At 72.2% G+C, this 20,852-nt stretch carries 20 protein-coding genes; 14 read left to right on the plus strand and 6 right to left on the minus strand.

The annotated features are described in order from the left end of the window. Positions 1–11 precede the first annotated feature (11 nt). The 3 genes from M8C11_RS00080 to M8C11_RS00090 form a co-directional block, all read right to left on the minus strand. Positions 12–557 (minus strand): DUF6114 domain-containing protein, encoded by a 546-nt coding sequence (locus tag M8C11_RS00080; protein ID WP_252447651.1) that lies wholly within the window; start codon positions 555–557, stop codon positions 12–14. A 1-nt stretch (position 558) separates the two neighbouring features. Then, positions 559–1,188 carry a DUF6230 family protein gene (locus M8C11_RS00085; protein WP_120569005.1) on the minus strand — a complete coding sequence of 210 codons (630 nt, stop codon included), beginning with the start codon at positions 1,186–1,188 and terminating at the stop codon, positions 559–561. A 184-nt stretch (positions 1,189–1,372) separates the two neighbouring features. Continuing rightward, entirely contained in the window at positions 1,373–2,128 is a 756-nt protein-coding gene (locus tag M8C11_RS00090) for a TetR/AcrR family transcriptional regulator (RefSeq protein ID WP_120569006.1), read from the minus strand. A gap of 346 nt (positions 2,129–2,474) precedes the next feature. On the opposite strand from M8C11_RS00090, the gene M8C11_RS00095 reads away from it, so the two are divergent. Continuing rightward, complete coding sequence (locus M8C11_RS00095; RefSeq protein ID WP_252447652.1) at positions 2,475–3,161, plus strand: Tat pathway signal sequence domain protein; 687 nt, start codon at positions 2,475–2,477, stop codon at positions 3,159–3,161. Positions 3,162–3,218: 57 nt separating this feature from the next. On the opposite strand, the gene M8C11_RS00100 is transcribed toward M8C11_RS00095, so the two are convergent. After that, positions 3,219–4,181: a hypothetical protein gene (locus M8C11_RS00100; RefSeq protein ID WP_308212712.1), complete on the minus strand. Its 963-nt coding sequence runs from the start codon at positions 4,179–4,181 to the stop codon at positions 3,219–3,221. A 117-nt stretch (positions 4,182–4,298) separates the two neighbouring features. On the opposite strand from M8C11_RS00100, the gene M8C11_RS00105 reads away from it, so the two are divergent. After that, a complete protein-coding gene (locus M8C11_RS00105) occupies positions 4,299–5,594 on the plus strand; it encodes an aspartate aminotransferase family protein (protein ID WP_252447654.1) in 1,296 nt (431 codons plus the stop codon). Between the two features lie 3 nt (positions 5,595–5,597). Here the strand turns inward: M8C11_RS00105 and M8C11_RS00110 are convergent, their stop codons facing one another. Then, positions 5,598–7,067 (minus strand): acyltransferase, encoded by a 1,470-nt coding sequence (locus M8C11_RS00110; protein ID WP_252447655.1) that lies wholly within the window; start codon positions 7,065–7,067, stop codon positions 5,598–5,600. A 163-nt stretch (positions 7,068–7,230) separates the two neighbouring features. Between M8C11_RS00110 and ngcE (M8C11_RS00115) the strand changes: the two genes are divergently transcribed. From ngcE (M8C11_RS00115) to M8C11_RS00130, 4 genes are all read left to right on the plus strand, one after another. Next, on the plus strand, positions 7,231–8,646 hold the full coding sequence (ngcE, locus tag M8C11_RS00115; RefSeq protein ID WP_121685051.1) for an N-acetylglucosamine/diacetylchitobiose ABC transporter substrate-binding protein: 1,416 nt from the start codon (positions 7,231–7,233) through the stop codon (positions 8,644–8,646). Then, the gene (locus M8C11_RS00120) at positions 8,646–9,554 is read left to right on the plus strand and encodes a carbohydrate ABC transporter permease (protein WP_252447656.1); all 909 of its coding nucleotides are present in this window, start codon (positions 8,646–8,648) and stop codon (positions 9,552–9,554) included. The genes ngcE (M8C11_RS00115) and M8C11_RS00120 overlap by 1 nt, the downstream gene beginning before the upstream one ends. Next, positions 9,551–10,456 (plus strand): carbohydrate ABC transporter permease, encoded by a 906-nt coding sequence (locus M8C11_RS00125; RefSeq protein ID WP_252447657.1) that lies wholly within the window; start codon positions 9,551–9,553, stop codon positions 10,454–10,456. Before M8C11_RS00120 ends, M8C11_RS00125 begins: the two co-directional genes overlap by 4 nt. Positions 10,457–10,541: 85 nt before the next feature. Further along, positions 10,542–11,171, plus strand: coding sequence for a hypothetical protein (locus M8C11_RS00130; protein WP_252447658.1), 630 nt, complete (start codon positions 10,542–10,544; stop codon positions 11,169–11,171). Between the two features lie 152 nt (positions 11,172–11,323). Here M8C11_RS00130 and M8C11_RS00135 read toward each other — a convergent pair whose 3' ends face one another. Further along, positions 11,324–12,313 (minus strand): N-acetylglucosamine kinase, encoded by a 990-nt coding sequence (locus M8C11_RS00135; RefSeq protein WP_252447659.1) that lies wholly within the window; start codon positions 12,311–12,313, stop codon positions 11,324–11,326. 157 nt (positions 12,314–12,470) lie between these two features. Between M8C11_RS00135 and M8C11_RS00140 the strand changes: the two genes are divergently transcribed. From M8C11_RS00140 to M8C11_RS00175, 8 genes are all read left to right on the plus strand, one after another. Beyond that, entirely contained in the window at positions 12,471–13,418 is a 948-nt protein-coding gene (locus M8C11_RS00140; protein ID WP_120569014.1) for a MurR/RpiR family transcriptional regulator, read from the plus strand. Continuing rightward, positions 13,415–14,164: an SIS domain-containing protein gene (locus M8C11_RS00145; RefSeq protein WP_120569015.1), complete on the plus strand. Its 750-nt coding sequence runs from the start codon at positions 13,415–13,417 to the stop codon at positions 14,162–14,164. Before M8C11_RS00140 ends, M8C11_RS00145 begins: the two co-directional genes overlap by 4 nt. A gap of 23 nt (positions 14,165–14,187) precedes the next feature. Next, positions 14,188–15,600, plus strand: coding sequence for an N-acetylglucosamine/diacetylchitobiose ABC transporter substrate-binding protein (gene ngcE / locus M8C11_RS00150; RefSeq protein ID WP_120569016.1), 1,413 nt, complete (start codon positions 14,188–14,190; stop codon positions 15,598–15,600). Positions 15,601–15,622: 22 nt separating this feature from the next. After that, positions 15,623–16,564 (plus strand): carbohydrate ABC transporter permease, encoded by a 942-nt coding sequence (locus M8C11_RS00155; RefSeq protein ID WP_120569017.1) that lies wholly within the window; start codon positions 15,623–15,625, stop codon positions 16,562–16,564. 13 nt (positions 16,565–16,577) lie between these two features. Continuing rightward, entirely contained in the window at positions 16,578–17,534 is a 957-nt protein-coding gene (locus tag M8C11_RS00160; protein ID WP_013475962.1) for a carbohydrate ABC transporter permease, read from the plus strand. A gap of 61 nt (positions 17,535–17,595) precedes the next feature. After that, entirely contained in the window at positions 17,596–19,299 is a 1,704-nt protein-coding gene (locus M8C11_RS00165; protein ID WP_252448154.1) for a bifunctional 3'-5' exonuclease/DNA polymerase, read from the plus strand. A gap of 140 nt (positions 19,300–19,439) precedes the next feature. Next, positions 19,440–20,033: an NTP transferase domain-containing protein gene (locus tag M8C11_RS00170; protein WP_120569019.1), complete on the plus strand. Its 594-nt coding sequence runs from the start codon at positions 19,440–19,442 to the stop codon at positions 20,031–20,033. An 87-nt stretch (positions 20,034–20,120) separates the two neighbouring features. Continuing rightward, a complete protein-coding gene (locus M8C11_RS00175; protein ID WP_252447660.1) occupies positions 20,121–20,837 on the plus strand; it encodes a VOC family protein in 717 nt (238 codons plus the stop codon). The last annotated feature ends 15 nt before the right edge of the window (positions 20,838–20,852 follow it).

Raw genomic sequence — 20,852 nt, forward strand, 5'->3', positions numbered from 1 at the left:
TGCCCGTTCGGTCAGCCGCGTTCCGCCCGGGCGTCCCGGTGCGGCGACGGCTCGGCCGACAGGATCGCGTCGAGGGACTCCGTGGGCGCGGACCGGTCGACCGGCTCCCGTTGCGCGGGCGCGACCTCCGTGGGCCCGGTCTCGGCGGGCCCCGCCTCTAGGGCGGTGCGGGCCGCCCGCGTCTTGACCGGCGTCCAGGCGAACGCGAGCGCGCCGCCGACGAGCGCCAGCAGCATGCCGATCAGGAACCCGCCCAGGTTCGAGGTGAGCCAGGAGACCAGCCCGAGCACGAGGGAGAGCACCGCGTAGAAGACGCGTTGCTGCGGCGTGGTGATCAGCAGCACGCCACAGATGACCAGGATGGCCGGGACCAGGTACGCGGCCAGCCCTTGCGGCCCGACGTGCAGCAGCACCCCGAGCGGTGCGCGCAGCGTCACGAGCATCTCCGCGCCGCCGAGCGCGATGAGCAGCCCGGCGGTGAACGGTCGCGCCCGGCGCCAGCGCCGCCAGCGTGTACGAACGCCGGCGGCGGGCGCCGCGTGCTGTCCTGCGGTCACGTCAGCACCCTTCGGAGCTGAAGCCCATGCGCAGGTTGGGCAGCGTGAAGACGGCGGCGGTGGTGGCGTAGTTGTTCTGCCGCAGGTTGGTGATGGTCACGGTGTCGGCCTGCTGGGCGAACACGCCCGGGTTGCCCTTGACCCCGGGGACCTTGTCGACGGTGCTGGCGTCCTGCCCGACGTCGATGTTCTTGAAGGACGCGTTACCGGCGATCTCGTCGCCGTCGACCACGAGCGTGCGGGCGGTCACCGGCTTGCCGGAATTGCCGGCGGTGATCCGCAGGTTGGTCCCGCCCAGGTTGATGCTCTGGCAGAGATTGGTCAGCTCGGCCTTGTCGATGGCCGAGACGATCACGAGCACCTGCCCGCCGGTGTCGCCCTGGTTGGGGCTGTCCGGGATCATCTGGTCGAGCGTGGCGAACTGCTCGAACCCGGTGCCCTCCAGCTTGTCGGCGGTGACCGTGAACGGCATGCCCGAGATGGCGAACTGCGCGCCGAGCACACCCTGCGCGGTCAGCACCACCATGCCGGCCGCGCCGGCCGCCACGGCGCCGAACGTGACGGCGAACCGGCGCCAGCGCACGCCGCTTCTCGGTTGATCGGTCTCGATCTGCTCGATCTGCTCCGGCATGCCGGGCCCCTTTCGAGATCAATTCACCTGCGACGATGTGAATTGGCTTCGCAGGATGTACGCGCCGAGGGGCGCAGGCCGAAGTTACCGCTGAGTAAAGGGGCGGTCAACTGCCTGTAGCAGATCGTTGAGCGGCATTTGCCAAAAGCGGCCAAAGTGAAAAACTGCTGCGGTTTTCCATCGCTCAGGGCTGGCCGGGCGCGCAGGGCGCGGTGGTGGCCGGGCCGTCGTCCGCCCGGTCCGCCCGGGCGACGCGGCCCGCCTCCCGCGGGCCGAGGAACGGCGCGGTGGCCGCGTACGTGAGTGCCGGCAGCAGCAGCGGCAGCTCCTCGGCCCGCCCCTGCGCCACCCGCTCACGGATGGTGGCGTGGATGCCCCCGACCACAGTGGACAACAGTGCGTCCCGGTCCACGTCGGCCGGATCCGGCCCGGCGCCGGCGAAGAACCGGCGGAAGCTGCGCAGCAGCGCGTCGCGCTCCCGGCGGGCGTCCGGGCCCGCCGCGTCCACCTCGACCAGTGCCATCCGGGCGAAGGCGGGCACGCTCGCCAGCACGTCGAGCAGAGTGCGCAGCGCCGCCCGGGCGGCCTCCGGCCACGCCGGGCCGGCGTCGCGGTACGCGTCCTCCATCAGGTGCGACACCACGGCGATGCCGTGCCGGTACGCGGCCAGGAACGCGTCCTGCTTGCCGCTGAACAGCGCGTAGAACGCGGGCCGGGTGACCCCGGCGGCGTGGCAGATGTCGCTGACCCGGGCGTTGTCGTACCCCCGGGTGGCGACCTCCCGGACCAGCCCGTCGAAGAGGCGGTCGCGCTGGGTCGCCGCCACCTCCTCGGCCGGCACGCGCCGCGGGCCGCGCTTGATGGCGCGGTCCGGGTCGCGGCCGTGGCGGGCGCCCGGCAGGGGCACGGGTGCCGGCGACGGCGGGCTCGGAACTGTCACTCATCGACCTTTCTTGATGCGTTGACTTTACGACCCTCCGGGGTTTATAACTTTCGACACGCTCAGTTCACGCCTCGTCACCGCTGGTGATCTCTCCTGATCGGTCACCCGAAACGCGTCGAAGGAGGGCCGGATGGCTGCCATTATCGCCGCGCGGACCCGTCCCCCCAAGACCGGAGAGAGCCAGGTGACGCGGCGACGCCGCACTGCGCCACGCCGCCCGGCCCGCTGAGGCCGCAACGGCGCACCACCACCGGCGGCCCATCCCGGCCGCCGCACCCACCGGCTCCGTCCGCTCCGGACGCCGCCGGCACCGTTTCCTGTCCCACCGCCGGAAGGAACAACCATGCCCAGGTACGGACGTATCGGCGCGGGCCTCGCCGCCCTGACGCTGCTGACCGGTCTGGTCGGCGCCGCCCCCGCCACCGCCGCACCCACCACCTCGCTCGCCAGCGCCGTGCTGACCTACCCGACCGTCGCCGGCACCGCCGTGTCGGTGGGCGACGTCATCCAGGCCAGCCTGCGCAGCGGCACCAACGCCACGTTCTACTCCTCGACCAGCGGCACCACCGGCATCAAGTGCGCCGCGTCCAGCTTCAGCGCCAAGGTGCTGACCAATCCGACCGCTCCCGGCACCGCGACCGAGAGCCTGACCGCACAGTCGTTCTCCAGCTGCACGACGAACGTCTTCGGCACCACCGGCGTGCAGAGCGTGACAGTGAACAACCTGCCCTACACCACCTCGGTGACCAGCGCCGGCGTGGTCACGATCTCCGGGACGGCGGCGGCGCCGATCCAGAGCACCGTCGTGCTCAACTCGCTGCTCGGCGCCATCACCTGCGTCTACCGGACCAGCACGAACTCGCTGACCGGAACGGCGTCCAACGCCACCAACTCGATCAGCTTCACCAACCAGCCGCTCACCAAGTTCTCCGGCCCGTCGCTCTGCTTCGGCACCGCGTACTTCACCGCGACGTACTCGCCGGTGCGGGACACCAGCAAGACCGGTAGCCCGGCGGTCTACGTCAACTGACACCCGGCTCTCGGGCCGGTGCGCGGCGATTCGCCGGGCACCGGCCCGCGCGCCGGTTCAGGCCGCCGTCAGCGTCGTGTGCAGCGCGCGCATCGACCGCAGCGCCGACCGGATCTCCTGCAGGTAGCGGCCCGGCGTCAGCGTCGGCTCCGGTACGTCGACCGCGGCGCGCGCGGCCGGGTCCACCCCGACCGTCTCGATGCCGCACCCGTACGGCACGGCGAGTGTCCGCAGCGCGTCGCAGTGCTGGAACGGCACGTAGATCGGGGCGGTCACCATCAGCACCGGGTCGTCCGCGCGCAGCCGCACGTGCTCGGCCCAGAACCGCTGCGTGTCGGCGGTGTGCGCGCGGCGGCGCTCCGGTTCGCCGGACGGCGCGGCGAGCACCCGTACCGGGGGCAGCCCGGCCGGTCGGTAGGTGCGCGAGGACCAGGCCCGGTGCGGATGACCGGCCGGCTCGCCGCGCTCGTCGTCCGGCGCGTCCACCCCGAACGCCAGCCGCACCCCGGCGTCGAGGACGTCCACCTCGGTGACGCAGCCGGACAGGCCCGCGGCGTCGAGCGTGCGGGACTCGGCCGGGGACAGCGACCGGAAGCTGCCGAGCACCGCCACCTCGCCGGTCACCTCGGCCGCGCTCCGGGCCAGCACCGCCGCGTACGCGGTGCGCCGCAGGCAGGCGTGCGCCAGCCCGCCGAGCACCAGCAGGTGCGCGTACCCGGATCGGGCCGGCGCGACCGCGCGGACCAGGCCCAGCTCGGCGGCGGCGCTCAGCACCAGTCCGGCGGTGGCCGGATCGAACGCCGGCTCGCGGGCGTCCGGGCGTTCCCGTCCCTGCCGGAAGTCCCAGCGGCGGGCGGAGAACGCGTCCAGCCCGGCCAGCACCGCCGTCAGGTCGCCGTCGGGCCAGTCACCGCCGAAGTGCGTCACGAGACGCCGCACCGGCGCCGACTCGACCCAGGCCCGCACCCCGGCCAGGAGCTGCGCCCGCGTCGCCCCCGCCGCGCCGCCCGGCAGCGTCACCCGATCCGTCCGCACCCGGCGGATGCTACCGCCGGGCCGACTCGCACAGTGCCGGTTGTCCCGGCCCCGGTCGTGGTGGGAACGTGCGGGGATCCACCTCCGCTGAAGGGTGCGCCGATGACCTCCGACGACCTGCTGGCCCGGCACCGGGCCGTGCTCCCGTCCTGGATGCCGCTCTACTACGCCGAACCGCTGGAACTGGTGACCGGTTCCGGCCGCCGGGTCACCGACGCGGCCGGCCGGACCTATCTGGACTTCTTCGGCGGGGTGCTGACCACGATGGTCGGTCACGACATCCCGGAGATCCGCGAGGCGGTCGAACGGCAGCTGCGTACCGGCCTCGTGCACACCTCCACGCTCTACCTGATCCGTCAGCAGGTCGAGCTGGCCGAGAAGATCGCCCGGCTCTCCGGCATCCCGGACGCCCGCGTCTTCTTCACCAACTCCGGCACCGAGGCGAACGAGGCCGCGCTGCTGGTCGCCACGAATCACCGGCGCTCGCACCAGATCCTCGCGGTGCGCAACAGCTACCACGGCCGGTCGTACGCGACGATGGGCGTCACCGGCAACCGCGGCTGGTCGGCCAGCGCGCTGAACCCGTTGCAGGTGGCCTGGCTGCACTCCGGTGAACGGCTGCGCGGGCTGCTGGCCCGGCTCGACGCGGCCGACCGGGTCGACGCGGCGGTCGAGGACCTGCGCGAGGTGCTCGCCACCCAGACCGCGGGCGACGTGGCCTGCCTGATCGCCGAGCCGGTCCAGGGCGTGGGCGGCTTCGTGCACGGCCCGGACGGGCTCTTCGCCGGCTGGAAGAAGGTGCTCGACGAGCACGGCATCCTGCTGATCAGCGACGAGGTGCAGACCGGGTGGGGTCGTACCGGTGAGCACTTCTGGGGCTACCAGGCGCACGGCGTGACACCGGATCTGCTCACGTTCGCCAAGGGCATCGGCAACGGCTTCGCGCTCGCCGGGGTGGTCGGCCGGGCCGAGGTGCTGGAGTCGGTGCCGGCGATCAGCTTCTCCACGTTCGGCGGCAACCCGGTCTCCACCGCCGCCGGCAACGCGGTGCTCGACTACCTGCTCGACCACGACCTCCAGGCCAACGCCGCCCGCGTCGGCGCGATCCTGGGCGACGGCCTGCGCGCCGCCACCGCCGGGCTGGACCAGGTCGCCGAGGTGCGCGGCAAGGGCCTGATGCTCGCCGTCGAGTTCGTCCACCCGGGAACCGTCGAGCCGGACGCGGCGCTGACCACCCGCGTGTTCGAGGCGTGCCGGGCCGGCGGCCTGCTGGTGGGCAAGGGCGGCCTGTACGGCAACGTGATCCGGATGGGCCCGCCGCTGACGCTCACCGAGGACGAGGCCCGGGAGGGTCTGGCGATCGTGGTCGACGCGATCCGCGCCTCGATCGAGGCGTGACCGTCAACCCGGCCGGCGTCGTCCCACCCGTCCGGACCTGAGCAGCCGCAGCAGACCCGCCCCGGCCAGGTACGCCACCAGCGCCGGGGCGGGCAGGCCCAGCGGCTCCGGCGCGGTCTTGGGCGCCAGGCTGTTCAGCAGCAGGCCGACGAGCACGCCCGCGTACCCGGCCACGGCCAGACCGGCGCGTAGCCGCCGTCGGCCCGTCCCGGCCGGCCCGGTCGCGGGCGGGCGGCGGGTGCGGGCCTCGACCGGCCCGAAGACGGCGACCAGCACGGCCAGCACCGCGGCCAGCGCGAGCAGCCACGGTACGCGCCACGCCCACCAGGCCGCCGAGCCGGCCGGGGGAGTGGGCAGCACGCCGAGCGCGTCCAGCAGGCCGACGAGCAGCACCGCGGCGGTCAGGTGCCAGAGGAAGAGCGTGAGCACCACCGCGTTGACCGCGAGCACCGCCTGCCAGGGGCCGGACCGGCGCAGCCGGCGCCCGGCCGGGTGCCGCAGCAGCAGGATCAGTCCGAGCTGGGTGGCGGCCGCGGCCATCAGCGCCAGGCTCGGCGGCGCCGCGTTGTCCAGCCGCTCGCCCGGTATGTGGAGCATCGCCACCGGGTACGGCCCGACCGCCGTGAGCAGCACCAGCGCGACCAGCCCACCGCCGAGCAGGAGCGCGCCGGCCCGGCCGGACAGCGGCAGCCCGCGGCGGAACAGGCCGCGCGGTCCGGCGCCCGCCGTAGTGGAGGCGGTTGCTCCGGCCCGGGCCGCGTCGGGGGTCGCCCCGGCCTCGGCCGCCTCGGCCGCGTCGGCGCCGGTGCGGCGGGTGGCCGCCCGGGCGGCGTCGTACCAGGCGAAACCGAGCTGGTGTACGGCCAGCCAGCCGAACAGGTAGTTGCCGTCGGCGAGTGCGGCCGGGCCGAGGAGCCGGCCGAGGTCGCCGAGCGCCACCAGGACCACGAGCGCCACCGGCACGGCGAGCCCGAACCGGCGGTGCAGCGCGTACATCGGCGGGGTCAGCGCCACCACGGCGACGTAGGCGACCAGGAACCACAGCGGGATGGTGGCGAACCAGACCACCGTGCGCACCTGCGCCGGGTCGGCGCCGCGCAGCGTGGCGATCCCCGCGCCCGCGGCCAGGACCAGCAGCAACACGGTGGTGGGCCGGACCAGCCGGGCGCTGCGGTCCACCAGCCATCCGGCCGCCGACCCGCCCCGGCGCCTGCGGGCGGCCAGCGAGGCGGCGTTGGCGTAGCCGCCGACCAGGAAGAACACCGGCATCACCTGGGCCACCCAGGTCAGCGGCCAGGCCCAGCGCAGATCCGCCAGCGCGGAGTGGCCGGCGGGGCGGCCGTCGTCGTACCCGACGGCGGTGACGCCCCAGTGGCCGAGCACGACCATGGTGATGGCCAGGGCCCGGAGCAGGTCGACGTAGCGCTCCCGCCCCGGCGGCGTGCGTTGCGCGAGCTGCCGCAGGCGGCGCATGAGGTCAGGCTAGGCCAGCGGGCTCCGACCGGTACGGATAACGGATCGGTCGAGAGGTCTTGTGGTCCCCGTCGCACTGTCGTAGAAATTCTTCATTAGAAGTGCGTCTTGTGAAGACAAGCGACAGGGTGCTCACCGCGTGTACCCGGACCGAGGAGATGCGATGAACAGGCGTGAGATCCTACGGCGCAGCGCCGCCGCCGGTCTGCTGGCCACCCCCGCCGCGGGGCTGCTCGCCGGCTGCGCCACCTCCGGTGGCGGCGACGAGGGCGACAAGGACGCGTACAAGGGCACCAAGAGCGAGCAGAACCCGCTCGGGGTCGCCGAGGACGCCCCGCTGGAGGTGGTGATCTTCAACGGCGGCTTCGGGGAGGACTACGCCAAGGCCCACGAGGCCATGTACAAGGAGCGGTACCCGAAGGCGGAGATCAAGCACTCGGCCACCGCGGAGATCAGCAAGACGCTCCAGCCCCGCTTCGTCGACGGCAGCCCGCCGGACGTGGTGAACAACTCCGGCGCCGGCCAGATCGACTTCAACGGCCTCGTCTCCCAGAACGCGCTCGCCGACCTGGGTGAGCTGCTCGCCGCGCCGAGCCTCGACACGCCCGGCAAGACGGTCAAGGACACGCTGCTGCCCGGCACCGTCGAGGTCGGCTCCTACGACGGCCGGTTCCTGGTGCTCAACTACACCTACACGGTGTACGGCATCTGGCACTCCACCAAGCTGTTCGCCGACCGCGGCTGGGAGGACGCCAAGACCTGGGACGACCACATCGCGCTCTGCCGCCGGATCAAGGCCGCGGGCATCGCCCCATGGACGTACGCCGGTGTGCACCCCCGCTACATGAGCTGGCCGGTGATCTCCACCGCGATCAAGCTCGGCGGCCCGTCGGTGGCGCTGGCGATCGACAACCTGGAGCCCAACGCCTGGAAGTCGGACGCCATGAAGACCGCCGCCGACGCCTGGCACCAGATCGTCAAGGACAAGTTCATCCTCGACGGCTCCCCGGGCCTGGACCACAAGCAGTCGCAGACCGCGTGGTGCCAGGGCAAGGCCGCGTTCATCTCCTGCGGCTCCTGGCTGGAGAGCGAGCAGAAGGACGTCACCCCGCCCGGCTTCAACATGACAGTCGCGCCGACGCCGAGCCTGGGCAGCGGCGACAAGCTGCCGTACGAGGCGATCCGCGGCACCGCGGGCGAGCCGTTCATGGTGCCGGCGAAGGCGCGCAACGTCGCCGGTGGCCTGGAGTACTTCCGGACCATGCTGTCCCGCAAGGGCGCCCAGGACTTCACCCGGAAGGTCGCCAGCCTGCCCGTGGTCGCCGGCGCCACCGAGGGCATCGAGCTGCCGTACGGGCTCAGCACCGTGGTCAAGGCGCTCGACGCGTCCGGGTCCAACGGCTTCAACTGGGTCTACAACAACTACTACCGCAAGCTGGAGCGCAACCTGGTCGACGCGGCCTGCGGCGAGTTCTTCAGCGGCCGGACCTCCCCGGCCGAGTTCCTCGACCAGTGCCAGAAGGGCGCCGACTCGATCGCCCAGGACAGCTCGGTCAAGAAGTACAAGCGGTCGGCGTGATGCGACAGGGCCGCCTCCCCCTGATCCTCACGTTCCTGCTACCCCCACTGGCGCTGTACGGCATCTTCGTGCTCTCGCCGTACCTCCAGGCCTTTCAGATCTCCACCACCGACTGGATGGGCTACTCCGCGCAGGCCGACCCGGTCGGGATGGCGAACTTCCGCACGCTGCTGCACGACGGGTACGTGTGGAACGCGTTGAAGAACAACGCGATCCTGCTCGCGGTCTTGCCGGTGGTGACGATCGGGCTGGGGCTGTTCTTCGCCAGCATGCTCACCATGGGCGGTCGCAAGGGCCGGGCCGGTGTGACCGGGGTGCGCGGCACCTCGGTCTACCGGCTCGTCTACTTCTTCCCGCAGGTGCTCTCGGTGGTGATCATCGCGCTGCTCTGGAAGGAGATCTACAGCCCGACCAGTGGCCTGCTCAACGGCGCCCTGCACGCCGTCGGGCTGGCCACCCCGGCCTGGCTCGGCGACCCGCGCTTCGCGTTCTGGTGCGTGCTGGCGGTGATGGTGTGGAGCAACGTCGGCTTCTACGTGGTGCTCTTCGGCGCCGCAATGCAGGCGATCCCACGCGACATCTACGAGGCGGTGCTGCTCGACGGCGCGTCCCGCACCACGATGCTGCGGAAGATCACCATTCCGCTGCTCTGGGACACCATCCAGGTCGCGTGGATCTACCTCGCCATCGCGGCGCTGGACGGCTTCATCCTGGTCCAGCTCATGACCAACGGCGGGCCGAACTTCTCCTCCGACGTGATCGGGCTGCGGATGTACGACACGTCGTTCGGCAGCGAGAACAAGTTCGGGTACGCCTCGGCGATCGGTGTGGCGATGTTCTTCCTGACCCTCTCGGTGGCGGTGCTGGCGCTGCGCACCGCCCGGCGTGATCGGATCGAGTACTCGTGACCACGGTGGACACCGGCGCCCCGGCCGCCGAGACGACCCGCGCGACCGCCCCCGCCGACCGGCCGCCGCGCCGCGAGCTGGGCGTGGCGAACGTCTTCTCGCACGGCTTCCTGCTGCTCTGGGCGGCCATGACGGTCCTGCCGCTGGCCTGGATGGTGCTCAGCTCCCTCAAGACCAACGGCGAGATCATCGCCGAGCCGTGGGGACTGCCCGAGGCGCTGCGGTTCGACAACTGGTCACGCGCCTGGACCGGTGCCCACATCGGCCGGTTCTTCTTCAACAGCCTGGTCGTGGTGGCCGGCTCGCTGAGCCTGACCATGCTGTTCGGCGCCACCGCCGCGTACGTCTTCGCGCGCTACGAGTTCCGCGGTCGGCAGGTGGTCTACTACCTGTTCGTCGGCGGCATGATGTTCCCGGTCTTCCTGGCGCTGGTGCCGCTGTTCTTCGTGGTCCGCAGCGTCGGCCTGCTCGGCACCTGGCCGGGCCTGATCCTGGTCTACACGGCCTACTCGCTGCCGTTCACCGTGTTCTTCCTGAGCGCGTTCTTCCGGACGCTGCCCACGTCGGTGGCGGAGGCCGCGCTGATCGACGGCTGCGGGCACTTCCGGCTGTTCTTCCGGGTGATGCTGCCGATGGCGAGACCGGGACTGATCAGTGTCGGCATCTTCAACTTCCTGAGCCACTGGAACCAGTTCCTGCTGCCGCAGGTGCTGCTGCCCGGCGACGGGCAGGACCGGATGCTCGCCCAGGGGCTGAGTTCGCTCGCGGTGAGCCAGGGCTACGCCGGTGACTACGCCCAGTTGTTCGCCGGCCTGACCATCGCGGTGCTGCCGGTGCTCGTGGTGTACGTGGCGTTCCAGCGCCAGGTCCAGTCCGGACTGACCGCCGGGCAGCTCAAGTGAGGTCGTTGCCACAGGCAACGGGGCAGTGGGGAGGAACGAGCTGACCTAGGGTGAGCCGGCACGCTCATCTATCGACAGGAATCTCATGTTCTTCCTCCTCTACACGCTGTTGCTGCTGCTCGGCGGCATCGCGATGATCGCGGTGGGCATAGCCGTCAAGGAACAGGGCAAGGGCTCCCGGATCCTCAACGTGGTCATCGGCCTGGCCTTCTTCGGGTACGGCTTCTACCTGCTGTTCCTCTTCGACGGCGACAGCTACCGGATCTTCTTCTACGTCTTCGTGCTGCCGATCCTGCTGATCGTGCGCGCCGTGAAGGCACGCAAGGAGGCCCGCGAGCAGGCCGCCGCGCCGCAGTTCGCGGGTGGGCAGCAGTACCCGGGCGGCCAGCAGCAGTACCCGGGCGGCCAGCAGTACCCGGGCGGACAGCAGCAGGGCATGTACCCGGGTGCGGGGCACGGTCAGCCCGGTCCGGCGTACCCGCCCGCCCAGGGCCAGCCCGCCCCGGGTCAGCCCGCACCGTACGGCGCCGCGCCGCAGGGGTACCCGGCTCAGCCCGCTCCGCAGGGCTGGCACCCGACTCGGCCGGCTCAGGGCAGCGCGCCCCAGGGTCACCCGGGTCAGCCCGCACCGTACGGCCCCGCGCCGCAGGCCCACCCGGGCCAGCCCGCTCCGCAGGGCTGGCACCCGAATCAGCCGAACCCTCAAGACCGATAATGATCAGCCCGGAAACCCCGCGCACGCGAACGTCTGCCGGAAACGGCGGGTGGAACGTCACGGGTGTCAAACCGGCGTTTTGACACCCATGGCGTTCCACCCGAACGGCCGAGCACAGCACAGCACAGCGCAGGGCGACGCGGCGGGGCGGGTCAGGTGGGTGAGGGGACCAGGCGGGTGTGCAGTGCCGCCGGGTCGGTCACCTCGGGCAGGTCGCGGGCGGCGAGCCAGGCCGCGGCGGCCGCCCCGTCCCCGGCGCTGTGCAGCGGTGCGCCCGGCCACCGTCCGGCCAGTTCGGCGCGGACCGCACCGGCCAGCGGGGTGTCGCCGGTGAGCAGCCCGCCGCCGAGCACCACCGGATCGGTCGCGCCGGAGGGGCGGATGCGGGAGACGCTCTCCGCCAGCAGCGCCGCTGCCTCGGCGATCAGCGCGACTGCCGTCGGTTCCCCGTCGCGGGCCGACGAGACCACGAGCGGCGCGAGCCGGGCCAGTTCCACAGGTGGCCGCCGGGTCACCGCCTGCACCACGGCGCCGGCGGTGACGCGCGGCTGGTCGTCCACCTCGGTCGTGCCGGTCAGCTCGGCCAGCACCTGCCGGGCCAGGTCGCCGGGGGCGTCGGCGCGGTCCAGGTCGGTCAGCAGCCGGCGGACCGCCTCGCGGCCGAGCCAGAACCCCGAGCCGGCGTCGCCGAGCAGCCAGCCGTGGCCGTCGGCGGTGCGGTCCAGCCGCAGGTCGCGTACCTGGGCGGCGATGGCGCCGGTGCCGGCGACGAGCACGGTGCCGTCCGGGGCGGCGGTGCCGGAGGCGTAGGCGACCAGGGCGTCGCCGTGCACGGCGTACGGGCAACGCAGCCCCGCCTCGGCCCACGCGTGGTCGAACGCGTCGCGGCCGTGCGGGTCGGCCAGGAGGCGGCCGGCGCCCGCGAGGCCGATGACGCCGGCGCGTACCCGGACCGGGTCGATGTCGGCGAGCGCCGCGCGCAGGGCGGCGAGCAGCTCGGCGGCGGCCCGCTCGGCGCCGTGGCTGGTGGGGTTGCCGCCGCCGGCGCGGCCGGCGCCCAGGCGGGTGCCGTCGAGGCTCAGCGCTGTCGCGCGGGTGGATGTGCCCCCGACGTCGAGGCCGACCACGACGGTGTCCGACATGGTCCTCATGCTGGTCGGCCGCGTCGCCGGGCGCAAGATCGCGGCGGTGCGCCAGGTAACAGTTTGAAAACTTCGCCCACGCCCTTGACACGGAGGGCCCTTCAGTAAGAACTTTTACCACTAACAGTTAACACTCTTTTCCGAAAGGCTTCCGCCGATGGCCGAGCACGAGGTGGAGACTTCCGCGGCGACCGCGGTGGTCGATGCCGGTCCGGCCGACCGGCTGGGCGCCGACGGGGTGCTGGCCAGGGTCCGGGCCGGTACGGGGGAGCTGACCGGTGCGCTGCGCCGGGTCGCCGAGCACGTGCTCAGCGACCCGGAGGCGGCGGCCCGGGCGACAATCGTCGAGCTGGCCGAGCGCAGCGGCACGTCACCGGCGACCATCACCCGGTTCTGCCGGGCGATGGGCTTCGAGGGCTACGCCGACCTGCGGCTCGGCATCGCCGCCGAGACCGGTCGGGCACGATCGGCGGGCTGGACCGTCGACATCGGACGGGAGATCCAGCCCGGAGACCCGCTGTCCCGGGTGCTCGACCAGATCATGGCCGCCGACACGCGGGCCATGCACGACACCGCCGCGCTGCTCGACCTGGCCGAGGTGGAACGCGCGGCGGTCGCCATCGCCGGGGCCAGCCGGGTGAACATCTTCGGCGCCAGCGGCAGCGCGCTCGTCGGCGAGGAGATGCAGTTCAGCCTGCACCGCATCGGCGTCGCCGCGTGGGCCTGGAGCGACGTGCACGAAGGGCTCGCCAGCGCCGCGCTGCTGGGCGCCGGGGACGTCGCGCTCGGCATCTCGCACACCGGGCAGACCCGGGAGACGATCGAGCTGCTCGCCGAGGCCGGCAGCCGCGGCGCCACCACCGTCGCGCTCACCGGCTTCCCCCGCTCGCCGCTGGCCGAGCTGGCCGACATCGTGCTGGTCACCGCCAGCCAGGCCACCACGTTCCGGCCGGACGCGCTCTCCGCCCGGCACCCCCAGCTCGTCGTGCTCGACCTGCTCTACATCGCGGTGGCGCAGCGCACCCACGACCGCGCCCACGCGGCCTTCCGGCGTACCGCCCAGGCTGTCGACGGGCACAAGGCCGCGAAGGGGGCCCTCTCATGATCAGTGCCCAGCGGTACGCCGACGCGGTCCGCCCGGTGCTCGACCGGCTGGTGGACAGCCAGGCCGTGGCGGTGGACCGGGCGGCCGACCTGATCGCCTCCGGGCTGCGCGCGGGCGGCGTCCTCCAGGCGTTCGGCGCCGGCCACTCGGAGGCGTTCGCCGCCGAGCTGGTCGCCCGCGCCGGCGGCCTGGTCCCCGCCAACCGGCTGTCCCTGCACGACCTCGTGCTGCACGGCGACGCGCCCCGCGACGTGCTCGCCGACCCGAAGCTGGAACGCGACCCGGCCGTGGCGCACCAGCTCTACGCCCTGGCGGCGCCGCAGCCGGGGGACGTGTTCGTGGTCGCCTCGCAGTCCGGCATCAACGGCTCGGTGGTCGAGCTGGCGACGCTGGTCAAGCGCGGCGGCCATCCGTTGATCGCTGTCACCTCGGTCGAGCACACCGCCCGGGTAGCTCCTCGGCACCCCTCCGGGCACCGGCTCGCCGACCTCGCCGACGTCGTGCTGGACAACGGCGCGCCGTACGGCGACGCACTGCTGCCGCTCGAGGGCGGCGGCGCGGTCTGTGCGGTCTCCTCGGTCACCGCGGCGCTGCTGGCGCAGCTGCTGACCGCCGAGGTCGTACGACGGTTCCACCAGGCCGGAGAGGTACCCCCTGTCTACCTCTCCGCCAACGTCCCCGGTGGGGACGAGCACAACCTCGCCCTCGAGTCGCGGTACGCCGGGCGTCTCCGGCGGACCGCCTGACCCGACCCACAAGGAGAGACAAGATGTCGGTTTCCCCCGAGAAGTTCGGCGACGTCAGCCGTCGGACCCTGCTGCGGCGCGCCGCGGCGGCCGGTCTGCTGGCCGTACCGGCGGCGGGTCTGCTGAGCGCGTGCGCCGGCAGCGAGCCGAGCAAGTCCGACGGCGGCGGCGCGGCCAAGAGCAAGGACAACCCGTTCGGCGTCAAGGACGGCAGCGCGGTCAAGGTGGTCGTCTTCAACGGTGGCCTGGGCGACCAGTGGGCCAAGGAAGACAAGGTCATCTTCAACGCCAAGCACGCGAACGTCACGGTCAACATGTCTTCGACCCAGAAGATCAAGACCGAAGAGCAGCCCAAGATGGCGACCCAGCCGAGCGACCTGGTGATGAACTCGGGCGCCGACATGATGGACCGCAGCACGCTGATCAACGAGGGCGCGATCGAGCCGCTGGACGACCTGCTCACCGCGCCGGCCTGGGACAGCGAGGGGACTGTGGCCGACAGCCTGCTGCCGGGCACCGTCGCCGACGGCACGCAGAACGGCAAGTTCTACGTGGTCAACGTCGCGTACACGGTCTGGGGCAACTGGTACAACGCCGCCCTGTTCAAGAAGGAGGGGTGGACGGCGCCGACCACCTGGGACGAGTTCTTCGCGCTCGCGCCGAAGATCAAGGCCAAGGGCATGGCGCCGTACGTGCACGACGCGGTGCACGGCTACTACCCGCGCTGGGCGCTGTTCGCCAGCATCTGGAAGGCGGTCGGCAAGCAGGCCGTCGTCGACATCGACAACCTGAAGGACGGCGCCTGGAAGGCCGACGGCATCGTCGCGGCGCTGGAGCCGTGGGAGAAGCTGGTCAAGGACAGGCTGCTGCTGCCGGGCAAGCTCGACCACACCCAGTCGCAGCAGGCGTTCCTGGACGGCAAGGCGGCTTTCATCCAGGTCGGCACCTGGCTGAAGAACGAGATGGCCGCGACCATCCCGCCGGGCTTCGAGATGACCATCTCCGACTACTGGAGCAAGAGCGGCGACAAGGCCGCCAAGGACGTCTTCGCCTCCTCCGGCGAGGGCTTCGTGGTGCCGAGCAAGGCGCCGAACAAGGAGGCCGCGAAGGAGTTCCTGCGGGCCATCCTCTCCAAGGCCGGCTCGGCGAAGTTCGCCGAGCTGACCAAGTCGCTGGCCTCCACCAAGGGCTCCGGCGACAACGTCCAGGACACCGCGCTGGCCTCGGCGAACTCGCTGATGAAGAACGGCAGCTCGGACCTGATCTCGGTGAAGTTCCCGGACTTCTACGCCGACCTGGACAAGGAGAGCCAGAACCTCTCCGAGGAGCTGATGGCCGGACGCCTGACCGCGCAGCAGTTCGTCGACAAGATGCAGGCGGCCGCCGACAAGGTCGCCAAGGACTCGTCGATCAAGAAGCAGACCCGCACCGCCTGATCACCGCGAGGAAGTGAGTCCAATGCGGCACGGAGTCGCGCGTTTCGTCACGGGTTTCCTGGCCCTGCCCGTCGCGCTGTACCTGTTCTACGTGGTGTGGCCGTTCGCCCAGGCGGCGGGGTACTCGCTCACCGACTGGGGTGGGTACTCCGATTCTCAGCGCTTCGTCGGGCTGGACAACTACGTCCGGCTGTTCTCCGACGAGCTGATCCGGAAGGCGTTCTGGCACAACGTGTTCTTCCTGGTCACCGTGCCGCTGTTCACGATCGCGCTGGCCCTGTTCCTCGCGTTCCTGCTCAACGTGGGCGGACGCGAGGACAGGGCCGGCATCCGCGGGGTGTTCGGCTCCGGGATCTACAAGGTCATCTTCTTCTTCCCGCAGGTGCTGTCGCTGGTGGTCATCGCCGTCATGTGGCAGCAGATCTACCGCACCGACGGGCAGGGCCTGATCAACGGCCTGCTCATCAAGATCGGGCTGGTCGACGCGGACAACCCGATCGCCTTCACCGCCGACCCGGAGCCGTTCCTCGGCGTGCCGGCGGTGCTCTGGTGGCTGCTGTTCATCGCGGTGTGGAGCGGCGCCGGCTTCTACATGGTGCTGTTCTCCGCCGCGATGCAGTCGATCCCGAAGGACATCTACGAGGCCGCGATCCTCGACGGCGCGGGCCGGTTCCACACGTTCTTCAAGGTGACGCTGCCGCTGCTGCGGGACAGCATCTCGGTCGCCTGGGTCTATCTGGGCTTCATCGCGCTGGACATGTACGCGCTGGTCTTCGTCATGACGCCGAGCCAGGGCGGGCCGAACCACGCCAGCGAGATCTTCGCCTCGGTGATCCAGTTCAACGCGTTCCAGAAGGGCCAGTTCGGTTACGCCTGCGCGATCGCCGTCGCGCTGGCCATCTTCACCATCCTGCTGGCCGCGCTCCAGCTGAGGATCACCCGCCGTGAGCGGATCGAGTACTGAGGAGGTCTGGACGATGAGCACTGTGACCCACACCTCCGGCCCGGCCCGGTCCGACACGGCGCCGCCGGACCGGCCGCCGGCGGACCGGCGCGCGAAGGACGTCGGCAACGGCTTCGGCGGCCGGATCTTCAACGGCTTCTCCCACCTGTTCCTCGCGGTCTGGGCGATCATGGTGGTCTACCCGCTGCTGTGGGTGGTGATGTCGGCGCTCAAGACCGACTCGGAGGTGATCCGCGAACCGCTGTCGCTGATCCCCGACGCGCTGCAGTGGGACAACTTCGCCCGCGCCTGGACCGCCGGGATCGACAGCTTCTTCCTCAACACGCTGCTCGTGCTGGTGTTCAGCGTGACGCTGACGATGCTGCTGGGCTCGATGGCCGCGTACGCGCTGGCGCGCTACGAGTTCCGCGGCAACCGGCTGATCTACTGGATGTTCCTGTCCGGGCTGACGCTGCCGATCTACCTGGCCGCGGTGCCGCTGTTCAAGGGCGTCTACAACACCGGGGTCAGCCTCCCGCTGCTCGGCCCGAACAAGCACCTCATGCTGATCCTGGTCTACGTGGCCTGGTCGCTGTCGTTCACGATCTTCTTCATGCACTCGTTCTTCCGGACGCTGCCCGACTCGATCGCCGAGGCGGCCCAGGTCGACGGGGCCTCGCACACCCGTACGTTCTTCAGCGTGATGCTGCCGATGGCCAAGCCGGGCCTGATCAGCATCGGCATCTTCAACGTGCTCGGCCAGTGGAACCAGTGGTATCTGCCGACGCTGCTCATGCAGTCGGTCTCCGGCGAGCCGAAGAACCAGGTGATCGCCCAGGGGCTGATCGAGCTGTCGGTCAACCAGGGCTACAAGTCGGACTGGTCCGGACTGTTCGCCGGCGTCACCATGGCGATGCTTCCGGTGCTGATCGTGTACATCGTCTTCCAGCGCCAGGTGCAGTCCGGCCTCACCGCAGGCGTCGGCAAGTAACGCGCGGGAGGCGTCGGCAGGTGACGCGCGGGGCCCCGGCTCGACGAGCCGGGGCCCCGGTCTGTCGGTGGCACCGGGCAGAATCGCGTCCGTGCTGGTGGCGGTGGTGGCGGACGAGCGGGGCGGCGGCGTGCTGCAACCGCTGCACGCCGACGGCACCCCGGCCGGTCCGGCCGAGGAGGTGGCCGACCTGGCCGCCGCCGTGGCCGTCCGGGAGGCCGCCGGGCGTCCCCGCTGGCTCTGGGCCGCCTGGGCGGGCGTCTATCCGGCGCTGCTGCGCGCCGGGGTGCGGCTCGACCGCTGCCACGACGTCGAGCTGACCGAGGCGCTGCTGCTCGGGCACGCCGGCCGGTGGGGCGAGCCCCGCGCGCTGCCCGCCGCCTGGGCCCGGGTCACCGGCGCGCCGGTCCCGCCGGACCCGGCGCCCCGCCCGCCCGAGCCGCCCGGCCACGCCCAGGCCGCGCTGTTCGAGCCGCCGTCCGGCCCGCCCGGTCCGGGCATCACGGCGTTGACCCGGGTGTACGCCGACCAGCTCGCCCGGATCGCCGCGACCACCCATCCCGGCCGGTTCCGTCTCCTGGTGGCCGCCGAGTCGGCGGGCGCGCTGGTGGCCGCCGAGATGGGCGCGGCCGGCCTGCCCTGGCGCGCCGACGTGCACGACGCGATCCTGGCCGACCTGCTCGGCGAGGCGTCACCGGTCGGCGGGCCGCCGCGCCGGCTGGCCGAGTTGCAGACGCGGATCGCTGACGCGTTCGGCGTACGCCAGGTGCACGCCGACTCGCCCGCGGAGCTGTTGCGGGCGTTCGCCCGAGCGGGCGTGGACCTGCCGAACACGCGCGCCTGGGTGCTGCGCGGGGTGGAGCACCCGGCGGCGCCGCTGGTCCTGGAATACAAGGAGCTGTACCGGATCTGGACGGCGCACGGCTGGGCCTGGCGCGACGCCTGGGTCTCCGGCGGCCGGTTCCACCCGGAGTACGTGCCCGGCGGCGTCGTCTCCGGCCGGTGGGCGACCCGGGGCGGCGGGGCGTTGCAGATCCCGAAGGTGATCCGGCAGGCAGTGGTGGCGGACCCGGGCTGGACGTTCGTGGTGGCCGACGCGGGTCAGCTCGAACCGCGCGTGCTCGCGGCGGTCTCCGGCGACGAGCGGCTGGCCGCGGCGGGCGGCGCCGGTGACCTGTACGCCGCGCTGGCCCGGGACGCGTTCGCCGGTGACCGGGCGAAGGCCAAGGTGGCCCTGCTCGGGGCGATGTACGGGCAGACCGGCGGGGCGGCGGTGCCGGCCCTGGCGGTGCTGCGGAAGAACTATCCGACCGCGTTCGGCTACGTCGAGGCGGCGGCGCGCACCGGTGAGGCGGGCGGGCTGGTCCGGTCCTGGCTGGGGCGTACCTGCCCGCCCGGGTCGGCGGGGTTCGCCGAGGGGGAGGAGCCGCTGCCGGAGGGCGGGGCCGATCCGCGCAGCCCGTCGGCCCGGGCGGCCCGTTCGCGGGGGCGCTTCACCCGCAACTTCGTCATCCAGGCCACCGCCGCCGAGTGGGCCTCCACGCTGCTGGCCACGTTGCGCACCGAGCTGGCCGGGACGGAGGCGGAGCTGGTCTTCTTCCAGCACGACGAGGTGGTGGTGCACTGCCCGGCCGGGCAGGCGGCGGTCGTCGCCGAGGCGGTCACCGCCGCCGGCGCGCGGGCCACCCGGCTGCTGTTCGGCGACACCCCGGTCCGGTTTCCGCTCGACCTGTCCACTGTCGACTGCTACGCGGACGCGGCATAGTCACGCAATTTTCCGTTTTGCCCCGCTACTTGCCCCCGGCCGCGCTCGTTGGGTCCGGTGTGCGTACGACGGGACGGACCGGGCGGCTGTGCCCGGTCCGTCCCCAGATCGAGGGGGCACCGCTGAACCGGATCGCTGCAATGATCATCGCCGCCGGTGGCGGCCGCCGCATCGGCGGACCCGAAGCGCTGCTGCACCAGGGCGAGAAGCCGCTGGTCAGCCAGATGATCGACACGATGGCCGAGGCGGGCTGCGCGCAGGTCGTGGTCGTCCTGGGCGCGGCGGCCGAGCAGGTGCGGCAGACCACCGACCTGAGCGGCGCCACTGTCGTGGTCAACCGCGCCTGGGGCACCGGCGTGGGCTCCTCGATCCGGGCCGGGCTCGCCGCGCTCACCGACGACGACATCGAGGCGGTGGTCGTGGTGCCGGTGGACATGCCCGGGCTCACCGCGGCGGCGGTCCGCCGGGTCACCGCGCTGCCGTACCCGGACGTGCTGGTCTGCGCCACCTACGACGGGCTGCGCGGCTACCCGATGCTGTTCGGCCGCCGGCACTGGTCCGGCATCGCCACGCTCGCCAGCGCCGACGTGGGGGCGCGGCCGTACCTGCTGGCGCACAAGGACCAGATCGTCGACATCGCCTGCGACTCGGTGGCCGACGGCAGCCGGATCGACAGCCCGGAACTGATGGCGCTCTACGGCCTGTCCATCCCCGAACAGCGCGTCGGCGCCTGACGGCCCGAAATCCGGCTGCGCGCCCGGACCGCCCGGCCTACGCTCCTGACCTGCCGCCGACGACGGCGGCGGATCGGAGACGGGCGGATGGCGGTACACCTCTACGCGGTCAGCCTCGACGCGGGCGACCCACGACGACTCGCGCGGTTCTGGTCCGGGGTGCTGGGCCGGGAGATCATCGACGACCCGCGCGAGGGCGTGGCGCTGGGCCCGGACGCCCACAGCGACTTCCGTATCCGCTTCCTGCCCAGCGATGCGCCGAAGACCGTGCAGAACCGCGTGCACTTCGACGTGACCAGCGCGTCGCCGCAGGCCCAGCAGGAGACGGTCGACCGCGCGCTGGTGCTGGGCGGGCGGCACATCGACATCGGCCAGGGCCCGGACGACGACCAGGTGGTGCTCGCCGACCCCGAGGGCAACGAGTTCTGCGTCATCGGGGCGGGCAACACCTTCCTCGCCGGCTGCGGCCCGGTCGGCGCGGTCAACTGCGACGGCACCCGGGCCGCCGGCCTCTTCTGGAGCGAGGCGCTGGGCTGGCCGCTGGTCTGGGACCAGGACGAGGAGACAGCGATCCAGTCGCCGCGCGGAGGCGCGAAGGTCACCTGGAGCGGCCCGCCGCTGATGGACCGCGGCGACGGGGACCGCGTACACCTGGATCTGGCCGCGGACGGTGACCGGGACGCGGAGATCGACCGGCTGCTCGCGCTCGGCGCGACCCGGGCCGGTACGGGAAGACACACCGCCGACGACGTGGTGCTGGCCGACCCGGACGGCACCGAGTTCTGCCTGCTGACACCCCGCTGAGGCGGGTGCGGCCCC

It is taken from the genome of Micromonospora sp. CPM1, from assembly GCF_023896895.1.
Classification (GTDB): Bacteria; Actinomycetota; Actinomycetes; order Mycobacteriales; family Micromonosporaceae; genus Micromonospora; species Micromonospora tulbaghiae.

Bases quoted from the DNA above. Each gene is read 5' to 3' on its own strand.
- M8C11_RS00120 (WP_252447656.1), top strand. From the start codon at position 8,646: ATGCGACAGGGCCGCCTCCCCCTGATCCTCACGTTCCTGCTACCCCCA.
- M8C11_RS00105 (WP_252447654.1), top strand. From the start codon at position 4,299: ATGACCTCCGACGACCTGCTGGCCCGGCACCGGGCCGTGCTCCCGTCC.
- M8C11_RS00160 (WP_013475962.1), top strand. From the start codon at position 16,578: ATGAGCACTGTGACCCACACCTCCGGCCCGGCCCGGTCCGACACGGCG.
- M8C11_RS00170 (WP_120569019.1), top strand. From the start codon at position 19,440: ATGATCATCGCCGCCGGTGGCGGCCGCCGCATCGGCGGACCCGAAGCG.
- M8C11_RS00155 (WP_120569017.1), top strand. From the start codon at position 15,623: ATGCGGCACGGAGTCGCGCGTTTCGTCACGGGTTTCCTGGCCCTGCCC.
- ngcE (WP_121685051.1), top strand. From the start codon at position 7,231: ATGAACAGGCGTGAGATCCTACGGCGCAGCGCCGCCGCCGGTCTGCTG.
- M8C11_RS00145 (WP_120569015.1), top strand. From the start codon at position 13,415: ATGATCAGTGCCCAGCGGTACGCCGACGCGGTCCGCCCGGTGCTCGAC.
- M8C11_RS00140 (WP_120569014.1), top strand. From the start codon at position 12,471: ATGGCCGAGCACGAGGTGGAGACTTCCGCGGCGACCGCGGTGGTCGAT.
- M8C11_RS00085 (WP_120569005.1), bottom strand. From the start codon at position 1,188: ATGCCGGAGCAGATCGAGCAGATCGAGACCGATCAACCGAGAAGCGGC.
- M8C11_RS00130 (WP_252447658.1), top strand. From the start codon at position 10,542: ATGTTCTTCCTCCTCTACACGCTGTTGCTGCTGCTCGGCGGCATCGCG.
- M8C11_RS00135 (WP_252447659.1), bottom strand. From the start codon at position 12,313: ATGTCGGACACCGTCGTGGTCGGCCTCGACGTCGGGGGCACATCCACC.
- ngcE (WP_120569016.1), top strand. From the start codon at position 14,188: ATGTCGGTTTCCCCCGAGAAGTTCGGCGACGTCAGCCGTCGGACCCTG.
- M8C11_RS00110 (WP_252447655.1), bottom strand. From the start codon at position 7,067: ATGCGCCGCCTGCGGCAGCTCGCGCAACGCACGCCGCCGGGGCGGGAG.
- M8C11_RS00095 (WP_252447652.1), top strand. From the start codon at position 2,475: ATGCCCAGGTACGGACGTATCGGCGCGGGCCTCGCCGCCCTGACGCTG.
- M8C11_RS00175 (WP_252447660.1), top strand. From the start codon at position 20,121: ATGGCGGTACACCTCTACGCGGTCAGCCTCGACGCGGGCGACCCACGA.